Origin of the sequence: Aeromonas bestiarum (assembly GCF_000819745.1) — a bacterium.
Taxonomy (GTDB): Bacteria; Pseudomonadota; Gammaproteobacteria; order Enterobacterales; family Aeromonadaceae; genus Aeromonas; species Aeromonas bestiarum.
Window position 1 is genome coordinate 107,029 of sequence record NZ_CDDA01000023.1, and the last position, 19,775, is coordinate 126,803.

A 19,775-nucleotide genomic window follows, 5' to 3' on the forward strand; every position below is an offset into this window, starting at 1 on the left:
TAGCGTGACAGATGAATGACATAAGTGGGTGTCATAAGACGACCTGCCCAGTCTAGTCAGGGGAGTGCACGCCGGATCTGCCCATCTGGCGGGCTGGCTGCCCCATCCGGTGGGGGTCACTGCAGGATCTGCTGTTTACCCGGGGGGTTGGGCCGGGCTGGTCAGCGCTTTGTGCTGATGAGAAGGGGAGTGGCAGTCTGGTTGCCGTGCCCTGGCCATTGTGCCCCGGCTGGGGGGCTGACGCAGGGACCCAAAGTGTGCCATGTCGGCGATATTGCGCCACTATCGCTGGGGGCTGGGGGCTGGGGGCTGGGGCTGGCCGCTGCGCGCGGCCCAAACGAAAGGGGCCTGGGGCCCCTCTCTGTCGGTTTGCTCCGTGCCAATGGCGGTCAGCCCGTGGTTTCGGCCAGCATGCCGAGCGCTATTTCCCGCTCCCCCATGATCACCTTGTCTGCCCCCTGCCGGGTGAGGAAGTTGACCTCGTCATCGCTGTGGGCGCGGGCTATGACCCGGATGGCCGGATTGATCAGCCTGGCCTGGGCGATGGCCTCGCCGGCCTCGAAGCTGTTGGGGATGGCCACCAGCAGCCAGCTGGCATCGGCGATGGCGGCGCGACACAGCACCTCATCGTTCGCCACGTTGCCATTGATATGAGGGATCCCGGCCTGGTGCAGGCTCTCCAGCCGGTGCGGATCCTGCTCTATCACCACCAGCGGCCGCTCGGCGGCTTGCAGCCCTTCCACCAGCAGGCGGCCGACCCGGCCAAAGCCCACCAGCACAGTGTGCTCCTTCATCTCGACGGCCGGGCACTTGCACTCGGCCAGCGCCTGGGTGTTGTCGGCATCCGGGTGCTTCTCCAGGTAGCGCTCGACGGCGTTGAACACCAGTGGATTGAGCATGATGGAGAGGCTGGCACCCACCAGGATCAGATCCCGGGCCGCTTCCGGCACCAGCTTGAGCACGATGGCGAGACCTATCAGGATGAAGGAGAACTCGCCAATCTGGGCCAGGCTGGCGGAGATGGTGAGCGCGGTGCGCTGGCTGTAGCGAAACAGCCGCACTATGGCGTAGGCCGCCACCGACTTGCCGAACATGATGATGAACAGGGTAGCCAGCACCGCCAGCGGATCCGTCAGCAGCACAGCGGGGTTGAACAGCATGCCCACAGAGACGAAGAAGAGCACGGCGAAGGCATCCTGCAGCGGCAAGGTGTTGTTGGCGGCGCGATGGCTCAGCTCGGAGCTGTTCATGACGATGCCGGCGAAGAAGGCGCCGAGGGCGAAGGAGACGCCGAACAGCTTGACCGCGCCGAAGGCGATGCCGAGGGAGCCGGTCAATACCGCCAGGGTGAACAGCTCGCGGGAGCCCGTGCTGGCGGTGTGAGCCAGCAACCAGGGGATGAAGCGGCTGCCCACCACCATCATCAGCGCCACGAACAGGGCGACCTTGCCGAGGGTCCAGCCCAGATCCAGCGTTATGCTCTGCCAGCTCATGCTCTGATCGCCGTGCTGGATATTGGCGAGTATGGGCAGCATCACCAGCGCCAGCACCATCACCAGATCCTCGACGATGAGCCAGCCGATGGCGATGCGCCCCTGCAGGGTCTCCAGATTCTGGCGGCTCTCCAGCGCCCGCAGCAGCACCACTGTACTGGCGGTGGAGAGGGCGAGGCCGAACATCAGGCCGGCGGTGAGATCCCACCCCATAAGGGAGGAGAGCCCCATGCCGAGCAAGGTGGCGACCGCTATCTGGACGATGGCGCCCGGAATGGCGATCTTCTTCACCGACATCAGGTCGCTGAAGGAGAAGTGCAGGCCCACCCCGAACATCAACAGGATAACGCCCAGCTCCGCCAGCTCGGGCACCAGCGCCATGTCGGCCACATAGCCAGGCGTGAAGGGGCCCGAGATGACCCCGGCCGCCAGATAACCCACCATGGGCGAGATCTTGAGGCGATGGGCAAGCATGCCGAGCACGTAGGCGAGCACGAAGCCGCCAACCAGGGTGGTAATCAGGGGAAGGGAGTGGTCCATGTCGTCACCTCGCTAATGGCAGTCAGGGGGCTACCAGATCACCGCGCGGGATGAAGAGGGCAGCTGTCAATGAGCAGGGGGCGAAAGAGACAGATGTTGGCCGCGACAAACACTGGATATTGGGGACAACAGTTGTCGTTTCTGTTGAAAAATAATACATTCTTTGCCTAAAGGCAATATTTATCCACATTTTAACGCTTATTTGCGATTAAAAGTGCATAAGTATCGAAATGCAGGGGGGGAAGGGGCGCCTTTCTCCATTTTGTTGGCAGGAGTAATTAATCTGCGATGATTTTGGTCTGCAAGTGTGCGCCCCGGGGCGGCGCCAGGGCGCAACAAGCAACAAGGCGACCCTGAGGTCGCCTTGTTGCAGAGACGCGGGCACTTATTCGCCCTTGGCAATCCCCTCGCGTCTCGGATCGGCGGCGCCGAACCAGCCGCCGGCATTGCGCTCGACCCCCTGCAGGCCCGAGGTCTGCTCGCTCAGCACCACCTCGTGTCCCCTCGCCTTGAGCCCCTCGACCACTGCCTCGGGGGTGCGTCCCGCCTCCAGCTCGGTGGGGCCGTTGCGGCTGCCGAAGTTGGGCAGGTTGATGGCCTGCTGCAGGTTCAGCCCCCAATCCTGGGTGCCGAGCAGCGTCTTGCCCACGTAGTTGATGATGGCGGAGCCCCCCGGAGAGCCCAGGCTCATTTCGAGCTCGCCACTGTGCTTGTCAAACACCAGCAGGGGGGACATGGAGGATCGCGGCCGTTTGCCGGGCGCTACCCGGTTCGCCACCGGCAGACCGGCGGCATCCAGCGAGGTGAAGGAAAAATCGGTGAGCTGGTTGTTGAGCAGGTAGCCGTTGACCATCAGCCGTGAACCGAAGCCATCCTCGATGGAACTGGTCATGGAGACCGCCATGCCCGCCTTGTCGACGATGGAGACGTGGCTGGTGGAGGGCAGCTCGGGGGTAGCATCCTTGCCGCGAGCCAGTGCCAGCGGCGGCGTGCCCGGTTGGGCCAGGCCCATGGAACGCTTGCCGATAAGCTTGCCCCGCTCGGCCAGATAGCCCTTGTCCAGCAGACCCTTCACCGGCACGCTGACAAGATCGCCATCCGCCACATACTGGTTGCGATCGGCGAAGGCGAGCCGCGCCGCCTCGCTGTAGAGATGGATGGCCTCGCTTGATGCGGCCAGTCCCCCTTCCGTCGTGGCGATCGGCTTGAGGGCCGCCATGTTGCGGCTCTCCAGCATGCCGAAGATCTGGCCCAGGGCTATGGTGCCGGAGGAGGGGGTGGGAAAGCCGCAGATCTGGCTCTGGCGATAGTCAAAGCAGAGACCGTCCCGCAGCTTGGTCTGGTAGCTGGCCAGATCCACCGCCGCCAGCACGCCGGGATTGGTGGGATGCTGGCGCACCTTGGCCACCATGGCCTGGGCCAGCGGTCCCTGATAGAAGGCATCCGCCCCCTGTGTGGCCAGGGTGCGCAGCACCTTGGCCAGCGCCGGGTTGGTGAGCGTGCTGCCGGCGGGCCTGGGTGTGCCATCCGGCAGATAGAAGTAGGCGCGGGCATCCGGGTCCCTGGCGAGGTAGGGATCTTTTGCCAGCAGGGTGGCCAGCCGCGGGCTTATCACAAAACCCTGCTCCGCGAGCGTGATGGCGGGCTCGAACAGCGTGGCCCAGGGCAGCTTGCCATAGCGCTGATGGGCCAGCGCCAGTGCCCGTACCGTGCCCGGCGCGCCCACCGAGCGGCCACCCACCACGCCGTCATAGAAGGCCATGGGCTTGCCATCCTTCATGAACAGCTGATCCGTGGCGGCGGCAGGGGCCGTCTCGCGACCATCCACAGCCGCAACCTTGCTTCCATCCCACACCAGCAGCAGGGAGCCACCGCCGATGCCGGAGGATTGCGGCTCCACCAGGGTCAGCACCAGTTGCACAGCGATGGCGGCATCCACGGCGCTGCCACCCGCCCGGATGATCTGGTAGCCCGCATCCACCGCCAGCGGGTTGGCGGCCGCCACCATGAAGTCATGGCCCTGCCAGCCCTGTTTGTCGGTCCAGCCGCTGGCCGCCTCGGGGGCGAGCAGGGTCTGGGGCGGCGGGGCATAGTGAAAGCCCTTGTCACTGGCGCAACCGGCCAGCAGGGCGAGGGCAAGGGTCAGCCCCAGGGGTTTGAGCAACATGACACTCTCCTTGTCTGTTTTATGACCATGAGGGGCGACTATGTCACGATTGGCACTAGTTACTCAAGTTGTTGAACAGGATCAATGCCTTACTCATTTATCAATAGGCCCCATCCGTCAGCGCCGGCCATAAAAAAACCGCCCTGGGGCGGTTTTTGCAATTTGGTGAGGCAGGCCGGGCTAGATGGACTGCTCTTCGCCACCCAGGGCGGCAAACAGCGCCGGGATGAACTGGGCCAGCTCGGCGGTCACCAGGGCGAAGTCGGCGTCCAGACGGGCGGCGGGATCTTCGCTGGTCACGTCGTCGTTCTGCTCGCGCAGCTCTTCGCTGAACTTGAGGCGCTTGATGGAGATGTCGTCTCCCAGCACGAAGCTCAGGGTCTCGCCCCAGTTTAGGGCCAGCTTGGTCACCAGCTTGTCGTTGGCCAGGTGGTTCTTGATCTCGTCGGTCATCAGATCCTGCTGCTTGCAGCGGATGATGCCGCCGTGCTCCATGGCACTGCGCAGCTCGGCTTCGTCTTCCAGCGCGAAGGAGGCGGGCAGATTGCCCTCGCTCAGCCACTCGGTCATGGTGATCTCGGGCGGGTTCTTGAGGGCCACGGGTACCACGGGCAGGGTGCCTATGCTCTTGCGCAGCAGGGCCAGCAGATCGTCCGCCTTCTTGGCGGAGCCCGCGTCCACCACCATCAGATTGTCGGCCGGATTGATCCAGGCGAAGGTCTGGCTGGTACGACTGAAGGCACGGGGCAGCAGGGTGTGGAGTATCTCCTCCTTCAGCGCTTCCTTCTCTTTCTTCTTGAGGGCGCGGCCCTGCTCGAATTCGATCGCTTCTACCTTCTCCGCCAGCATCTCCTTGACGACGGAGCCCGGCAGCATCTTCTCTTCCTTGCGGGCACAGAGCAGGATGTGGCCAGCGGCCGAGTGGGTCAGGGTCGAGCCGAATTTGCCAAGGGGCTTGACCCAACCGAACCGGGAGATGTCCTGACTGCCACAAGGGGTGAAGGCGCAGGCCTCGAGCTGGGTTTCCAGCTGATCCACTGTCAGGTCAAAGGGGCGGGTAAAGCGATAAATCTGCAGGTTTTTAAACCACATGGCGTCCTCGGTCTCATAGATTGTCCGGCGGGCATTGTACTAGAGAGGCGCTTTGTGATCAGCCAATCATTCTCGCTAAATAAAGGGCGATCGAGTTCACAGGGAGCCATGTTCGCCCCCAACCCTGTCATCAAACTCCCCTAGACTGCGGGTGTTCAAGTTGTTAACAAGGATGCAGATATGTTGAGGCCGAGTCGGTCAGAGGACATGGAAGAGATCGTCGAAATCTGGTTGCTGGCCTCCCTGCAGGCCCACGATTTCGTCGATGCCTCCTGCTGGTGGCAGGCCCAGGAAGATCTGCGCACCCGCTATCTCGACCACGCCCGCATCTGGGTATTCGAGGAGCGCGGCGAGCTGCTCGGCTTCATGGCGCTGGTGGATGACTACCTCGCCGCCCTGTTCGTGCGCCCCGACCGGCAGGGACGCGGCGTGGGCCATGCCCTGCTGCAGGAGGCCAAGTCGCAGGGGGCCAGGCTGCATGCGCGGGTGTTCGTGGAAAACGATCAGGCGGTGCGCTTCTACCGCCGCCACGGCTTCGTGATCGAGGGGGAGGAGTTCGATCCCCTCACCGGCCATCCCCAGTACAAGATGTGTTGCGAGCCCGCCTGAATCTGACGCCACCGGCCTGTTTTGCTTGAAAAAAGGGTGGCGTATCCTCATCTTGTCTGCATTGGGTGCCGTGGGCACCGCTCCTCCATTTCGAGCCGTTTTCTCATGAAGATCCTGCACACAGCCGACTGGCACCTTGGCCACCAACTCCATGGCCATGAACGCCGTTTCGAACACGACGCCTTTCTCGACTGGTTGACCGACACCATCAAGCAGCGGCAGATCGACGCCCTGCTGGTGGCGGGCGATCTGTTCGACACCGCCAACCCTCCCGCCAGCGCCTGGCAGCAGCTCTATCGCTTCCTGGCGAGGCTGCGGGCCGAGATGCCCCGCCTCAACATGGTGCTGATCGGCGGCAATCACGACTCTCCCTCCAAGCTGGATGCGCCCCACGAGCTGCTGCGGGCCTTCGACCTGCATCTGGTGGGCAGCATCAGCCGGGACTGTGATGGCAGGCTTGAGACAGATCGCCTGCTGGTGCCGCTGCAAGACAGGGAGGGCAAGATAGCCGCCTGGTGCGCCGCCGTCCCCTTCCTGCGCAGCAGCGACCTGAGGGTCGAGCAGCTTGAAGAGGGGCAGGATCGGCTGATCGAGGGGGTTCGTCAGGTCTATGAAGAGGTGCTGAGTGCCGGTCGTGCACGCTGTGAACCCGATCAGGCGCTGATCGCCATGGGCCACGCCTATCTGGCGGCGGGCCAGCTCTCCGAACTCTCCGAGCGGCGGGTGCTGGGTGGCAACCAGCACGCCCTGCCCGCCGACATCTTCGTCGCCGCCGACTACACGGCGCTCGGGCACCTGCATCTGGCCCAGAGCCCGGCCCCCGGCGTGCACTACAGCGGCTCGCCGTTGCCGCTCTCGCTCGCCGAGGCCAACTACAACCATCAGGTGCTGGAAGTGACGTTTGAGGGGGGCCAATTGGTGGGGCTGGAGCGGCTCCCTGTGCCCCGCGCGGTGGAGATGATCCGGCTGCCAGAGAGCGAACTGGAAGGGGCGCTCAAGGCCATCGAGGCGCTGGCGCTACCCGCTTGCCAACAAGAAGCACAGCCCTTCCTCGAAGTGCGACTATTGTTGCCCAGACCTGAGGCCCGCATCCGCGAGCGCATTCTGGCGGCCATGGCCGGCAAGCCGGTGCGCCTGGCCCGCATCAGCACCCGTTATCTGGGATCCGGGCAGGGGCTGGCCGATGGCCAGAACCAGCGCAGGCTGGATGAGCTCTCCCCCACGGAGGTGTTTCGGCTCTGCTATCAGCGCCAGTTTGACGGTGAACCCGGGGCCGAACTGGTGGCCTCGTTTGAAGAGATATTGCAACAGGTGAAGGAGTCCGGCGCATGAAGATCCTGTCCCTCAGCGGTGAGAACCTGGCCAGTCTGACCGGGGCCTTCACCATCGACTTTACCAGGGGGGCGCTCGGCGCCGCCGGTCTGTTTGCCATCACGGGCAACACGGGCGCGGGCAAGAGCACCTTGCTCGATGCCATCTGTCTGGCGCTGTACGACGAGATGCCACGCTTTATCGCCAACCGCAAGAATGTTGAGAAAATTGGTCGAGCGGATGAAGACGAAAAAGAAAAGTTAACCGCCAATGATGTGAGAAACATCCTCAGCCGCGGCCACGCCAGCGGCTGTGCCGAGGTGCAGTTTCGCGGCTGTGACGGTCGCATCTGGCTGGCGCGCTGGGCGGTGCGCCGGGCCCGCAACCGCTCCGAGGGGCGCTTTCAGACTCAGGAGCGCAGCCTGACCGACGTGGCGAGCGGCCAGGTCTTCTCCGGCAGCAAGCGGGAGCTGCAGGATCGCATCGACGAGCTGGTGGGGCTCTCCTGGGAGCAGTTCCGCCGCGCCGTGATCCTGCCCCAGGGGGAGTTTGCCGCCTTCCTGAAATCGAGTGCCGACGAGCGATCCGCCCTGCTCGAGCGCATGACGGGCACAGAGCTCTATTCCGCCATCTCCATCCAGACCCATGAGCGGGCGCGGGAGGAGCAGCAAAAATTGGCCGCCATAGGGCAACGGCTCGGCGACGTGGCGCTGATGGACGAGGCGACCCGCGAGCAGTGGGTCACCCAACAGTTGAGCCTCTCTACCGGCCTCAAGCACGAGCAGCAGCAGCGCCAGTTGTTGCAGGACTTGCGCGATCTCAACGATCGCATCGCCGCCCAGTTGCTGGCCTGTCAGGAGGGGCAGGCGGCACTGGCCGCTGCCGAAGCGGCTCACGCCCAGGCAGCGCCCGAGCGGGAGGAGTTTGCCCGCGCCGAGCAGGCCCAGGTGGCCCGCGCCGATCACGACGAGCTGGCGCGCCTCACCCTGGAGGTGCAACAGCAGGAGCAGCTTATCGGCCAGTTGGGGCCCGAATTGTCACAGGTTGAACTGGCACAGCAACAGGCCGCGCTGCGCGAGCAGCAACTGCTGGCCGACAAGATAGCCGCCGAGCGTGAATGGGGGGCGCTGCAACCCGAGCTCAAGCGGGCGCAGGAGCTGGATACCCGCATCAGGGAGAAGGGCAGCCTGTTGCAGGATGTCCAGCAGCAGGGGGCGCAGGCGCGCACCCTGCAACTGGCGCTGCAGCAGGAGTGGCAACAGCAGGCGAGCCGGGTGCAGGCACTCGAGACCCGCCGCCAGCAATGGGCACTCTGGCTGGATGAGCGCAAGGCGCTGGCACCCCTGGCGCGCCAGTGGCAACCCTTGCTGGCGGCCATGCAGGATTGGGCCGAGGGTCGGGATCAGCTGCAACATCTGCTGCAGAGTCGTGAGCACAAGGGCCATGCCCTGCGGGATCTCAACAGCCGGCTGGAGCAGGGTCAGCAGGAGCGGGATTACTGGCTGCAGGAGCGCACGCGGCTGCAACAGCAGCACGATCAGTTGCAGGCGCAGGAGTGGGACGGCCAGGTCGCCAAGGCGCAGGAGCAGCGGCAGGCCCAGACCGAGCAGCTGGCGCGGGTACGGCAACTGCTGGAGCTGGCGGAGGCGGGCCGCAATCACAGCGAGCAACAGGAGCGCTTGCTGCAAGAGATGGCGCTGCTCGAGCAACATCTGCACCGCCTGGCCGGTCAGCACGATGAGCTGGTGCCGGCGCTGGAACGGCTCGCCACCCAGCGTGGCGAGGCGCGCCATGCCCTGGAGCAGGCTCGCGCCGTGGCCAGCTTGGAGCAGTATCGTCACGTGCTCAGCGATGGCTCTCCCTGCCCGCTCTGCGGCGCCGAGGATCACCCCTATAGCCAGAGCCAGCCGCAGGTGGCCGGCATACTGGCGCAACTGGCCGAGCGTGCCCGTCAGCTGGAGCTGGAGTGGGAGCGGCTCAATCATCAACATATTCAGGGGGAGAGCGAGCGGGTGGAATTGGCCCGTCAGCTGGCTGCCCGTCAGCAGCGCCAGCCTGAGCTTGAGGCGAGATCCGAACAGCTGACCCAGCGCTGGTTGCAACTGGGCGGCAATACCCTGCTGGGGCACGAACTGCCCTTGCGCCAGAGTCCGGCGGAGTGGGCGGATCTGCTGGCGAATCTCTTGGCACAGGGAGAGACCCTGGAGCTGGGTCTGGTGGCCGGCCAGCGCCAACTGCAGCAGGCCCAACAGGGGCAACAGCTGTTGATGGGGCTGCGCAATCAGCTGACCCAGTTGACTGCCCGTCATCAGCAGTTCGAACAGCAGTGGCAGGAGGCCGAGCGGCAGAAGATAGAGTGGGAGGCCGAGCTCAAGGCGCTGGCCGAGCAGGAGGCCGCACTGCGCCAGCGCCTGCTGCAGGGGGAGGCTCGACTCGATGAACAGATGGGGGCCGAACCCTGGCGTCAGTGGCTCGGCAGCCGGCAGTGGCTCGAATGGCAGCAGACCTGCGAGGCCTATCTGCAGGGGCAGCGCGAGTGGGAGCAGCTTGGCAGTGAACTCGCCAGCCTGACGCCGGGCGTGAGCGCGCAGGAGGCGCGGGTGCAGAGCCAGAACGCGTTGCTGCACAAGCTGGAGCGCGACTACAAGGAGGCAGAGTTGCAGCGCCAGGGCTTGCTCGCCAGCCGCGAGGCCTGCCTCGGAGGCCGCCCTGTCGCCGAGGTCGAAGGCGAATGGCAACAACGGTTGTCGCATGCCGCCAACCAGCTCGAGGAGGCGGTGGCCGCCTTGCGGATTGCCCGGGAGAAACAGACCGAGCTCAAGACCAGACTGGCTCACCTTGAGCAGGACAAGCAGGTGAGCAGCCGTCGCCAGCGCGAGGTGCTGGGACGCTGGGCGGCGCACGCCAGCACCCTGGGCATCGCCGAATATGATCTGCGGCGACTGCTGGCCATGGGGCCGGATGAGCTCAAGGCTCGCCGTGTCGCCTTGCAGCAGCTGGACGACGCCCTGGCCGAGGCTCGCACCCGGCTGGCCGAGCGCCAGCGGGCGCTGGCGTTGGAGGAGGTCAAGCTGGCGCGTTATCGCGAACATCACGGCGAGCTGACCGCCCTCTCTGCACAGGAGCTTGGCCTGCGCCTGGGGGCCAGCGAGGCCCATTGCCGCGAGCTGGAAGAGCAACTGTTCCAGTGCAAGAGCACCCTGGCCCAGGCCGAGGCGGCTGCCCTCAAGGCGGGCTCCCTGCAAGAGGAGCTGGGCCGCCAGCAGGCGGTAGCGGATCACTGGCAGCAGCTGTCCGAGCTTGTCGGCTCCGCCAGCGGCGCCAAGCTGCGCACCTTCGCCCAGAGCCTCACCCTCGAACGTCTATTGTTGGAGGCCAATGCCCAGCTCGGCGAGCTGTCGCCGCGCTACCGGCTGGAGCGGGTACCCGGCACGGATCTGGCGCTGCAGGTGGTGGATCTCGACATGGGGGATGAGGTGCGATCCGTGGACTCCCTCTCAGGTGGCGAGAGCTTTCTGGTGTCGCTGGCGCTGGCGCTGGCCCTCTCCAGCCTCTCGTCGCGCCAGACCCAGGTCGAGTCGCTGTTTATCGACGAGGGCTTCGGCACCCTGGATCCGGACAGCCTGGATCTCGCGCTCTCCAGCCTGGACTCGCTGCAGGCGGCCGGCCGCCAGATAGGCGTCATCTCCCACGTGCAGACCCTGGTGGAGCGGATCGGCGTGCAGATCCGGGTCGAGGCCCTCGGCGGCGGCGAGAGCCGGGTGGTGCTGCCCTGATGGTGATGTTTCAGCCATGGCAAAAGGCCCCTGTCAAAGGGGCCTTTTTGTTGGCGTGTTCAAGACATGTGCTTATTTCCGCTCGGGCAACATATTGGTCAGTGTGTTGTCCTTGAGCACATGGTGATGATAGATGGCGGCCACGGCGTGCAGGGCGATCAGGGCATAGCCTATGTTGGCCAGCGTCTCGTGCAGCTCCTTTATCGTTCCCTTCACGCCATCATCCGGCGCAATCAGGGCGGGCAGTTCGAACCCGAAGAAGGGGATGGGCTTGCCGCCTGCGCTCAGCAGCAGCCAGCCCAGCAGCGGGGTGAGGATCAGAAAACCATACAGCGCCAGATGGGCGAGCTGAGCCAGCTTGAGCATCAGGGGAGACTGTTCGGGCACTATGCGGGGTGAAGGGCTGCTGAAACGCACCAGCAACCGCGCCACGACCAGTGCCAGGATCAGCAAGCCCGCCATGAAGTGAAACTCCTTCATCAGATCGCGCCCGGCCGAGCCCTTGGGAAAGATGTCCCTGAATTCCATCAGGGCGTAGACGGCGATCATCAGCAGCAGGGTCAGCCAGTGCAGGCCGATACTCAGGCTGCCGTAACGTTGTTCGGTATTCTTCAACATGTTCATGTCCTTCTCTGGGCGCTCATTGCATCACTTTTTATTCATCCGGGCTGCTTCCTGTGCCCGGACCTCCTTGCATCCATCTCCATGTTACAAGTCCTGTTCGACCAAACTTTGATCTCGATAACTTTTTAACATTTTATTCTCATCTCTCAGGCGGTGCCCGGCGAGGCTCCTCTCTGCGCAGGGCTATGCTTCTGGTAACGGCAGTGCTGATGAGGATCTGGTCATGAAACATCTTGGGTTGGGCGCTGCGCTGCTGCTCATGCTGGGCGCAATTCTGCTTGGTGTGGCTGGCAGTGGCAGCGATCGCCTCTCTGCGGCAGAGCCTGAGCATCCATCGCACTTTTCCGCCTATCTGGGGCTCTTGCCTGGGCTCATAGATTCCGATGGGAGCGGCCCCTTCGTCGACTTGGTCAAGGCCATAGCCGCGCTGGATGACGGGGTCGAGGTGAGCGTGATGGTCTACCCCATGTCGCGTGCGACGCGCAGCGTGGTGGTGGGGGAGGCGGACTTCAATCTGCCCGCCCTGCGCAATCCCTATATCGACGAGTCCATGCTGCCCTATCGCTTCAGCTCGGTGACCTTCGGTAAGGTGACCCATGTGCTCTACAGCAACAGCGCAGCTCCCATCACTCCGGCCATGGTGCTCGGTTACGAGTACACCAAGCGCGATCTGCTCATCGAGGGGGTGAGCGACTTCTGGCCCTTCTCGGTCAAGCGTTCCCTCTCTATCGATCAGTCCCTCGGCAAGCTGAGCAGGGGCCGTATCGATGCCTTCCTCTGGGCGCAGGAGGAGGCGGATTTTGCCCTCAAGAAGATGGGGCTGACCAATATCCATCGAGTCTATTTTGGCGAGTTTGACGATGTGTTCATCATCCCCAAGGGAGAGAGAGGCGACGCGGTGGACCGCTTCCTGACGCAGTCCATCGAAAGGCTCAGGGCCACCGGCCAGCTGGGCCAGATCTACTCCGGCATCCATGGTCCCTATCAGGAGTGGCAGCCGGGAGAAAGCGCTGCGACCAGGGCGGTCCGAACGACGCCATGATCCAGTTTACCGAGTCGGCAGACTCACTTACTTTTGAGTGAAATATTGGTAAGGGAATGGCCTTGAACATATCCGAGTCGGCGATATTGACCGAATTGCAGCAGATCCTGTTTCGATCCTTTGACGTGATCCCGTTTCCAATCCTCATTTCGGAAGCGATTTGTGGTGACACCCTTGGCACCATACCGACCACGCTGTCGGACATCCCCGTGCGTCATCACAGGTTTGTGAACCAGGCCTTCTCGGCGCAACTGGGTTACACCCTGGCCGATCTGCCCGACATGACCGCCTGGTTTGCGACTGTGTATCACGACGAGCAGAGCAGAACCCAGGCCATCCAGGACTGGAATCAGGTTGTCATGACCAGCCTGGCCAATGGCTCTGCCGTGGCGGAGATGTCTACCCGAATCCACTGCAAGAATGGCCAGCGGCGCTGGTTTACCATCACGGCCCAGCTTACTGCCGATGCCATGCCCGGCTGGCACATAGTGACGTTTCGCGACATTCACGATCTGCACTGCATGATAGAGGAGGTGAGTCACCTCTCCTGTACCGACCCGCTGACAGAGCTCGGCAACCGGCGCGGTGCCGAGCAGCAGTTGCAGGCGCTCTGGCTGCAGGGCCACATGTTCTCGGTGATCCTGTGCGATATCGATCACTTCAAGCAGGTCAACGACAGGTATGGCCATCCCGCCGGGGATGCTGCCCTGTGTGGCGTTGCCCGCATCATGGAAGAGCAGCTGCAGGGGGCCGAGTGTCTGGCCCGCTGGGGAGGGGAGGAGTTCCTGCTGATCCTGCCGGGAGCGGACGCCTCGCGGGTGCTTGCCAGGGCGGAGCAGCTGCGTCAGCTGTTGTCTGCCAGCCCCATGAGTTGGCACCATCACCATTTCTCGCTGACGATGAGTTTTGGCTGCGCCACCCTGGCTGCCGGGCAGAGCCTGGACAACCTGTTGCTGGTGGCCGATCGGGCCCTGTATCAGGCCAAGGCGCAGGGGCGCAATCGGGTGGTATTTGGCAAGACCTAGCCCGGCGTCAATGGTCAGCACGGCCCATAAAAAAACCGAAGCGCTTGGCTTCGGTTTTTTGTTGCAGTCACTGGCACCAGCCAGAGCGCATTATTTCTTGATGCGGATCACCGGGGTCTCGCCCACGGTCACGGCGCCAGTCATCTTGATCAGCTCTTTGATCTCGTCCATGTTGGAGATGACCACAGGCGTCAGGGTAGACTTGGCTTTCGCTTCCAGGATGGCCAGATCGAACTCGATGATGGTATCACCGCGCTTGACCTTCTGACCTTCCTGAGCGATGCGCTTGAAGCCTTCACCTTTCAGTTCAACGGTGTCGATACCGAAGTGAACGAACAGCTCGATACCTGAGTCGGATTCCAGCGAGAACGCATGGTTGGTCTCGAAGATCTTGCCGATGGTGCCATCGCACGGTGCAACCATCTTGTTGCCAGCCGGCTTGATGGCGATACCGTCGCCGACAATCTTCTCGGCGAAGACAACGTCAGGCACATCTTCGATCGGCACGATTTCCCCTGACAGCGGGGCAAAAATTTCGATGCCGCCGGTATCAGAGCTATCGTCGGAAACCAGTTTCTTCAGTTTATCAAACAGACCCATAGTAAAAGCTCCTAGAGATGATTGTCGCTGTTTGCAGCCGATCTTAGCAGACTGCCTTCTGCTTAATAAAGTTATCTACACAGGCTTCGATTTCGGCGGCGGTTGCATAGCTCAGAGCCTGGTCAGCCATTGCCTTCACATCTTCGAAGTTGGTGTTGCGGATAAGCTTCTTGATACGCGGTACAGAGATGGAACTCATGGAGAACTCATCCAGACCCATACCCAGCAGCAGCAGTGTGGCGCGTTCGTCACCAGCCAGCTCACCACACATACCGGTCCACTTGCCATTGTCATGGGAAGCGTCGATAACCATCTTGATCAGCGTCAGGACGGAGGGTGACAGCGGGTTGTACATGGCGGAGATCATCTCGTTACCACGGTCGACTGCCAGAGTGTACTGGGTCAGGTCGTTGGTACCGATACTGAAGAAATCCACTTCTTTAGCCAGATGATGAGCCATCACGGCAGCAGCCGGAGTCTCGATCATGATACCCACTTCGATGGATTCATCAAAGGCTTTGCCTTCGGTGCGCAGTTCGGCTTTCAGCTTCTCTACGGTGGCCTTCAGGCTACGGAACTCTTCGACGGAGATGATCATCGGGAACATGATGCGCAGTTTGCCGAAGGCAGACGCACGCAGTATGGCCCGCAGCTGGGCATGCATGATGTCTTCGCGATCGAAGAAAATACGCACGGCACGCCAGCCCAGGAAGGGGTTCATCTCTTTCGGGAAATTCATGTAAGGCAGTTCTTTGTCGCCGCCAATGTCCATGGTACGGACTATGATCGGCTGATCCGGCATGGCCTCTGCCACTTCTTTGTAGGCCTTGAACTGCTCATCTTCGGTCGGCAGCGCATCACGGTCCATGAACAGGAACTCGGTGCGGTACAGACCCACGCCTTCGGCGCCATTGCGGATGGCACCCTCGGTATCCTTGACGGTACCTATGTTGGCGCAGACTTCGACCTGATGACCATCGAGGGTGATGGCAGGCAGGTCTTTCAGCTTGGCCAGCTCGTCCTTCTCGGCCTGGAACTGGGCCTGGAACTGCTTGGCTTCAGTCAGCTGCTCGGCGGTCGGGTTGATGATGATCTGGTTGTTGATTGCATCCAGTATCAGCATCTCGCCATTGTTGACGCGCTCGGTGATGTCGTTGGTGCCCACTATGGCCGGCAGCTCCAGGGAGCGCGCCATGATGGAGGTGTGAGAGGTACGGCCACCGATGTCGGTAACGAAACCCAGCACATATTTCAGGTTGATCTGGGCAGTTTCGGACGGGGTCAGGTCTTTGGCGACCAGGATGACCTCTTCGTCTATGGTGCTCAGGTTGACAACGGCGATGCCCAGCACGTTCTTCACCAGACGGGTTCCGATGTCACGGAAGTCGGTGGCGCGCTCGCGCAGGTAGGGATCGTCCAGATCGGCCATCATCTTGGCGTATTGCTCGATGACCTCGTAGACGGCCTTATCAGCGGTGGCCTTGTTGTCTTTGATGAAGGATCTGATATCCCCTTCCAGCTCCTCATCTTCGAGCAGCATGATGTGGCCTTCGAAGATGGCCTCTTTTTCCTCACCGAAGGTGCGACCAGCCATGGCTTTGATGGCTTCCAGCTGGGCAGCTGACTTGGTGCGGGCTTCGAGGAAGCGGTTGATCTCGGCGTCAATCTGGTCAGCAGAAATCTTGCCCTGATTGATAACGATTTCATCTTCTTTCAGAAGAAGCGCCTTACCGAATGCGATACCGGGGGACGCAAGAATGCCAGATATCATAATCCTTCCTATTAAAACGACTGTGGGGGAGGAGTAAAGCTGGATTACTCCAGCTCGTCCATCAGGGCAACCAGCTTCTCAACGGCTTTCTGAGCGTCCGGGCCGTCGGCCTGGATGGTCACGTTGGTGCCTTTGGTCAGGCCCAGGGTCTGCAGCTTGAACAGGCTCTTGGCGCTGGCGGATTTGCCACCGGAGACCACAGTGATCTCGCTTTGGAATTCTTTGGCTTCTTTCACGAACTGAGCTGCCGGACGGGTGTGCAGACCGTTTTCAGCAGTGATAACAACAGACTTCTCGTACATGGTTTCACCCCATATTATTGATATTTTTTGGAGAGATGGATGCTTTTGACGCTTCCTTATCTCACCGTGTCAGTATGGATATGTTGTAAAGTAACGAAATCAGACCTGCAATGGTTTAATCCAGGTCAATTTTCTGTGCAGTATTCGGTGTCTGCCCAAACTCTTTTCCGTTATCGCGCTACAAGCCGCATAAATACTGGCTTGAAATTATTTTATAACGAAAAATAACACTTTGTTACTTTGTGATACCTAGTCGGCAAACACCTCGTGACGCCGCACAGGATATGAGATTTATCACGGAATGTCTGCTTTTTTTGTCGCCCACCAGCTTGTTATTTTACCCCAAAAAATAAGGGGCCGAGTGGCGCTGCCAAGTGCTCAGTCTAGCTCATAAAGAAACGGCGCTCCTGGGAGCGCCGTTGTTTTGAAAGAATCCGATCACCTATTGCTGCAGTTCCTGCTCGCTGAACACCCCGGCAAACAGGGCGCTGGAGAGGTAACGCTCGGCGGCGCTCGGCAGTATGACGACTATGGTCTTGTCGGCAAATTCCGGCAACTCGGCCAGGCGAGCGGCGGCCACGACGGCGGCCCCCGAGCTTATCCCGGCCAGGATCCCTTCCTCTTCCATCAGGCGACGGGCCATCTCGATGGCATCATCGCTGCTTACCTGCTCGACGCGGTCCAGCAGGGTCAGGTCCAGGTTGCCCGGGATGAAACCGGCGCCAATGCCCTGGATCTTGTGAGGGCCCGGCTTGATTTCGAGACCGGCCAGACGCTGGCTGATCACGGGAGATTCGCTCGGCTCGACGGCCACCGAGACCACGGCCTTGCCCTTGGTCTGTTTCAGATAGCGGGAGACACCGGTAATGGTGCCACCCGTGCCGACGCCCGCCACGAACACATCCACCTGACCGTCGGTGGCATCCCAGATCTCGGGGCCCGTGGTCTTCTCGTGGATTTCCGGGTTGGCGGGGTTTTCAAACTGTTGCAGCAGGACATATTTGCCCGGCTCGGATTCGAGGATCTCGTTGGCCTTGGCGATGGCGCCCTTCATGCCCAGCGGCCCTTCGGTCAGCACCAGATTGGCGCCGAGCGCCTTGAGCAGTTTGCGGCGCTCCAGGCTCATGGTGGCGGGCATGGTCAAGGTGATGGGATAGCCGCGAGCGGCGGCCACGAAAGCCAGAGCAATACCCGTGTTACCGCTGGTGGGTTCGATGATCTCCTTGCCCTTGGTCAGGACGCCGCGTTTCTCGGCATCCCAGATCAGGTTGGCGCCGATGCGGCACTTGACGCTGAAGCTCGGGTTACGGCTCTCAATCTTGGCCAGTACGCGGCCCTTGGTAACACGGTTGAGTCGAACCAGCGGGGTGTGACCTATGGTCTGGCTGTTGTCCTCAAAAATTTTGCTCATGGTGCTATCCCTGTTTGTTACGGCGATGAAACAAGATTACCCTGTGGTTTCTGAATGAGAAGTGACGATTTGTTATAACAATATGTTATTACAAGATATAGAGCTTATTCTTTCTTACTGAGGCCTCGATCTCAAAAAGGTCTCTTGTCGTCAAAGGAATGGACGTTATGGGATTTGCAGGAAGCGATCGCTATCTCGCCTCAGAGGCGCTGAAGATGGCGGTCAATGCGGCAATAGTGCTGGAAAAACCGTTACTGATCAAAGGTGAACCCGGCACAGGCAAGACGGAGCTGGCCGAAGCCGTGGCCGGTTCGCTCGGTACCCAGCTGATCGCTTGGCATATCAAATCCACCACCAAGGCCCAGCAGGGGCTGTATGAGTATGATGCCGTGGCGCGGCTGCGCGACTCCCAGCTCGGCGATCCGCGAGTGGGGGACATAAGCCACTACATTCGCCAGGGCAAGCTGTGGCAGGCCTTCACCGCCGAGCAGCGACCCGTGCTGCTGATCGACGAGATCGACAAGGCGGATATCGAATTCCCCAATGACCTGCTGCTGGAGCTGGATCGGATGGAGTTTGACGTCTATGAGACCGGCGAGCGGATCAAGGCACGCCTGCGCCCCGTGGTCATCATCACCTCCAACAATGAAAAAGAGCTGCCGGACGCCTTCCTGCGCCGCTGCTTCTTTCACTACATCCGTTTCCCCGACAAGGCCGAGATGCAGGCCATCGTCAATCTGCACTATCCGAACCTGAAAGCGGCGCTGCTGGACGAAGCCATGGCGCTCTTCTTCGAGCTGCGGGGCGTGGACGGGCTGCGCAAGAAGCCATCCACCTCCGAGCTGCTGGACTGGATCCGGCTGCTGCTGGCCGACGACATCTCCCCCGAGGCGATGCGCACCCGTGAGCCTGGCAAGCTGGTGCCTGCCCTCTATGGCGCCCTGCTCAAGACAGAGCAGGACCTGCACCTGTTCGAAAAACTCGCCTTCCTGGCGCGTCGCGGTAGCTGAATGCTGATCGACTTTTTCAGCCATCTGCGCCGTCACAAGCTGCCCTGCAGCCTGCGCGAATTGCTGGATCTGCACGGGGCCTTGTCGGCCGGGCTTGCCACGGTCGACATGAACGACTTCTACCAGCTCTCCCGCTGTCTGCTGGTGAAAGACGAGGCCCATTACGATCGCTTCGATCGCGCCTTTGCCGAGTATTACGACGGCCTGCAGGCCTCTCCCCTGTTGCCCGAGAGCCTGCCGGATGAGTGGCTGCGCCAGGAGTTCGAGCGGCTGCTTAGTCCGGAGGAAAAAGCGCTGCTGCAATCCTTAGGCGGGCTCGACAAGCTGCTGGAGACCCTCAACCAGCGCTTGAGCGAACAGAAAGAGCGCCACGCCGGCGGCAACAAGTGGGTGGGTACGGGGGGCAGCAGCCCGTTCGGCCACGGCGGTTTTCACCCGGAAGGGATCCGCATGGGGGGAGAGGGCCAGCATGGCAAGGCGGCCAAGGTGTGGGAGGCGCGTCACTATCGCAACTTCAGCGACGACTCGCCGCTGGGGCAGCGTGCCATCCAGCTGGCGCTGCGCAAGCTCAGGCGCTGGGTGCGCCAGGGCAGCCCGGACGAGCTGGATCTCGACGGCACCATCCAGAGCACGGCCCGTCAGGGCTGGCTCGATGTGAAGCTGAGGCCGGAGCGCCACAACGGCGTCAAGCTGCTGGTGTTCTTCGATGTGGGGGGCTCCATGGATGCCCACGTGGCCGAGGTGCAGCGGCTCTTCTCGGCGCTGCGCCACGAGTTCAAGCATCTGGAGTACTTCTATTTTCACAATTGTCTCTACGACTTCGTCTGGCAGGACAACAACCGCCGGGCCGAGGAGCGTTTTGATACCTTGCGGCTGCTGCGCACCTACGGCAGCGACTACAGGGTGATCTTGGTGGGGGACGCCAAGATGGGCCCCTATGAGATCACCTGGCCCGGTGGCAGTGTCGAGTACTGGAACGAGGAGGCGGGTCAGGTGTGGCTC

15 protein-coding genes are annotated in these 19,775 nt (G+C 61.9%); 7 read left to right on the forward strand and 8 right to left on the reverse strand.

Features of this window, described 5'->3' with window-relative positions; translation table 11 throughout:
• Positions 1 to 389 precede the first annotated feature (389 nt).
• The 3 genes from ybaL to rdgC form a co-directional block, all read right to left on the reverse strand.
• Complete coding sequence (ybaL, locus tag BN1118_RS12570; RefSeq protein ID WP_043556395.1) at positions 390 to 2,033, reverse strand: YbaL family putative K(+) efflux transporter; 1,644 nt, start codon at positions 2,031 to 2,033, stop codon at positions 390 to 392.
• A gap of 385 nt (positions 2,034 to 2,418) precedes the next feature.
• Complete coding sequence (gene ggt, locus BN1118_RS12575) at positions 2,419 to 4,200, reverse strand: gamma-glutamyltransferase (protein WP_043556396.1); 1,782 nt, start codon at positions 4,198 to 4,200, stop codon at positions 2,419 to 2,421.
• A 180-nt stretch (positions 4,201 to 4,380) separates the two neighbouring features.
• Positions 4,381 to 5,292, reverse strand: a complete 912-nt coding sequence (rdgC, locus tag BN1118_RS12580; protein ID WP_042870993.1) for a recombination-associated protein RdgC — start codon at positions 5,290 to 5,292, stop codon at positions 4,381 to 4,383.
• Between the two features lie 180 nt (positions 5,293 to 5,472).
• On the opposite strand from rdgC, the gene BN1118_RS12585 reads away from it, so the two are divergent.
• The 3 genes from BN1118_RS12585 (at position 5,473) to BN1118_RS12595 (ending at position 10,988) form a co-directional block, all read left to right on the forward strand.
• Complete coding sequence (locus tag BN1118_RS12585) at positions 5,473 to 5,901, forward strand: GNAT family N-acetyltransferase (RefSeq protein WP_043556397.1); 429 nt, start codon at positions 5,473 to 5,475, stop codon at positions 5,899 to 5,901.
• Between the two features lie 105 nt (positions 5,902 to 6,006).
• Positions 6,007 to 7,233: an exonuclease SbcCD subunit D C-terminal domain-containing protein gene (locus tag BN1118_RS12590; RefSeq protein ID WP_043556399.1), complete on the forward strand. Its 1,227-nt coding sequence runs from the start codon at positions 6,007 to 6,009 to the stop codon at positions 7,231 to 7,233.
• The gene (locus tag BN1118_RS12595) at positions 7,230 to 10,988 is read left to right on the forward strand and encodes an AAA family ATPase (RefSeq protein ID WP_043556401.1); all 3,759 of its coding nucleotides are present in this window, start codon (positions 7,230 to 7,232) and stop codon (positions 10,986 to 10,988) included. The genes BN1118_RS12590 and BN1118_RS12595 overlap by 4 nt, the downstream gene beginning before the upstream one ends.
• Positions 10,989 to 11,060: 72 nt before the next feature.
• On the opposite strand, the gene BN1118_RS12600 is transcribed toward BN1118_RS12595, so the two are convergent.
• Positions 11,061 to 11,606: a cytochrome b gene (locus BN1118_RS12600; RefSeq protein ID WP_043138013.1), complete on the reverse strand. Its 546-nt coding sequence runs from the start codon at positions 11,604 to 11,606 to the stop codon at positions 11,061 to 11,063.
• A 229-nt stretch (positions 11,607 to 11,835) separates the two neighbouring features.
• On the opposite strand from BN1118_RS12600, the gene BN1118_RS12605 reads away from it, so the two are divergent.
• Together BN1118_RS12605 and BN1118_RS12610 are read left to right on the forward strand one after the other, a co-directional pair.
• Positions 11,836 to 12,654 (forward strand): type 2 periplasmic-binding domain-containing protein, encoded by an 819-nt coding sequence (locus BN1118_RS12605; RefSeq protein WP_043556402.1) that lies wholly within the window; start codon positions 11,836 to 11,838, stop codon positions 12,652 to 12,654.
• Between the two features lie 56 nt (positions 12,655 to 12,710).
• Positions 12,711 to 13,679, forward strand: a complete 969-nt coding sequence (locus BN1118_RS12610) for a sensor domain-containing diguanylate cyclase (RefSeq protein WP_378040308.1) — start codon at positions 12,711 to 12,713, stop codon at positions 13,677 to 13,679.
• 90 nt (positions 13,680 to 13,769) lie between these two features.
• On the opposite strand, the gene crr is transcribed toward BN1118_RS12610, so the two are convergent.
• The 4 genes from crr to cysK all read right to left on the reverse strand — a co-directional run bounded on the left by crr (position 13,770) and on the right by cysK (position 17,763).
• Positions 13,770 to 14,279 (reverse strand): PTS glucose transporter subunit IIA, encoded by a 510-nt coding sequence (gene crr, locus BN1118_RS12615; protein WP_042871003.1) that lies wholly within the window; start codon positions 14,277 to 14,279, stop codon positions 13,770 to 13,772.
• Between the two features lie 43 nt (positions 14,280 to 14,322).
• Positions 14,323 to 16,050: a phosphoenolpyruvate-protein phosphotransferase PtsI gene (ptsI, locus tag BN1118_RS12620; RefSeq protein ID WP_021139119.1), complete on the reverse strand. Its 1,728-nt coding sequence runs from the start codon at positions 16,048 to 16,050 to the stop codon at positions 14,323 to 14,325.
• A 44-nt stretch (positions 16,051 to 16,094) separates the two neighbouring features.
• Complete coding sequence (locus BN1118_RS12625; RefSeq protein WP_005303128.1) at positions 16,095 to 16,352, reverse strand: HPr family phosphocarrier protein; 258 nt, start codon at positions 16,350 to 16,352, stop codon at positions 16,095 to 16,097.
• Positions 16,353 to 16,794: 442 nt separating this feature from the next.
• Positions 16,795 to 17,763, reverse strand: coding sequence for a cysteine synthase A (gene cysK, locus BN1118_RS12630; protein ID WP_042871008.1), 969 nt, complete (start codon positions 17,761 to 17,763; stop codon positions 16,795 to 16,797).
• Positions 17,764 to 17,930: 167 nt separating this feature from the next.
• On the opposite strand from cysK, the gene BN1118_RS12635 reads away from it, so the two are divergent.
• Positions 17,931 to 18,773 carry an AAA family ATPase gene (locus BN1118_RS12635; protein ID WP_043556404.1) on the forward strand — a complete coding sequence of 281 codons (843 nt, stop codon included), beginning with the start codon at positions 17,931 to 17,933 and terminating at the stop codon, positions 18,771 to 18,773.
• Positions 18,774 to 19,775: vWA domain-containing protein (locus BN1118_RS12640; protein ID WP_043556407.1), on the forward strand; the 1,002-nt coding region annotated here is incomplete at its 3' end.

What these genes read in the sequence shown, in the direction of transcription:
- BN1118_RS12610 (WP_378040308.1), top strand. Translation starts at nt 12,711, where the DNA reads ATGGCCTTGAACATATCCGAGTCGGCGATATTGACCGAATTGCAGCAG.
- cysK (WP_042871008.1), bottom strand. Translation starts at nt 17,763, where the DNA reads ATGAGCAAAATTTTTGAGGACAACAGCCAGACCATAGGTCACACCCCG.
- ggt (WP_043556396.1), bottom strand. Translation starts at nt 4,200, where the DNA reads ATGTTGCTCAAACCCCTGGGGCTGACCCTTGCCCTCGCCCTGCTGGCC.
- BN1118_RS12635 (WP_043556404.1), top strand. Translation starts at nt 17,931, where the DNA reads ATGGGATTTGCAGGAAGCGATCGCTATCTCGCCTCAGAGGCGCTGAAG.
- BN1118_RS12600 (WP_043138013.1), bottom strand. Translation starts at nt 11,606, where the DNA reads ATGTTGAAGAATACCGAACAACGTTACGGCAGCCTGAGTATCGGCCTG.
- crr (WP_042871003.1), bottom strand. Translation starts at nt 14,279, where the DNA reads ATGGGTCTGTTTGATAAACTGAAGAAACTGGTTTCCGACGATAGCTCT.
- BN1118_RS12585 (WP_043556397.1), top strand. Translation starts at nt 5,473, where the DNA reads ATGTTGAGGCCGAGTCGGTCAGAGGACATGGAAGAGATCGTCGAAATC.
- BN1118_RS12625 (WP_005303128.1), bottom strand. Translation starts at nt 16,352, where the DNA reads ATGTACGAGAAGTCTGTTGTTATCACTGCTGAAAACGGTCTGCACACC.
- ptsI (WP_021139119.1), bottom strand. Translation starts at nt 16,050, where the DNA reads ATGATATCTGGCATTCTTGCGTCCCCCGGTATCGCATTCGGTAAGGCG.
- rdgC (WP_042870993.1), bottom strand. Translation starts at nt 5,292, where the DNA reads ATGTGGTTTAAAAACCTGCAGATTTATCGCTTTACCCGCCCCTTTGAC.
- ybaL (WP_043556395.1), bottom strand. Translation starts at nt 2,033, where the DNA reads ATGGACCACTCCCTTCCCCTGATTACCACCCTGGTTGGCGGCTTCGTG.
- BN1118_RS12605 (WP_043556402.1), top strand. Translation starts at nt 11,836, where the DNA reads ATGAAACATCTTGGGTTGGGCGCTGCGCTGCTGCTCATGCTGGGCGCA.
- BN1118_RS12590 (WP_043556399.1), top strand. Translation starts at nt 6,007, where the DNA reads ATGAAGATCCTGCACACAGCCGACTGGCACCTTGGCCACCAACTCCAT.
- BN1118_RS12595 (WP_043556401.1), top strand. Translation starts at nt 7,230, where the DNA reads ATGAAGATCCTGTCCCTCAGCGGTGAGAACCTGGCCAGTCTGACCGGG.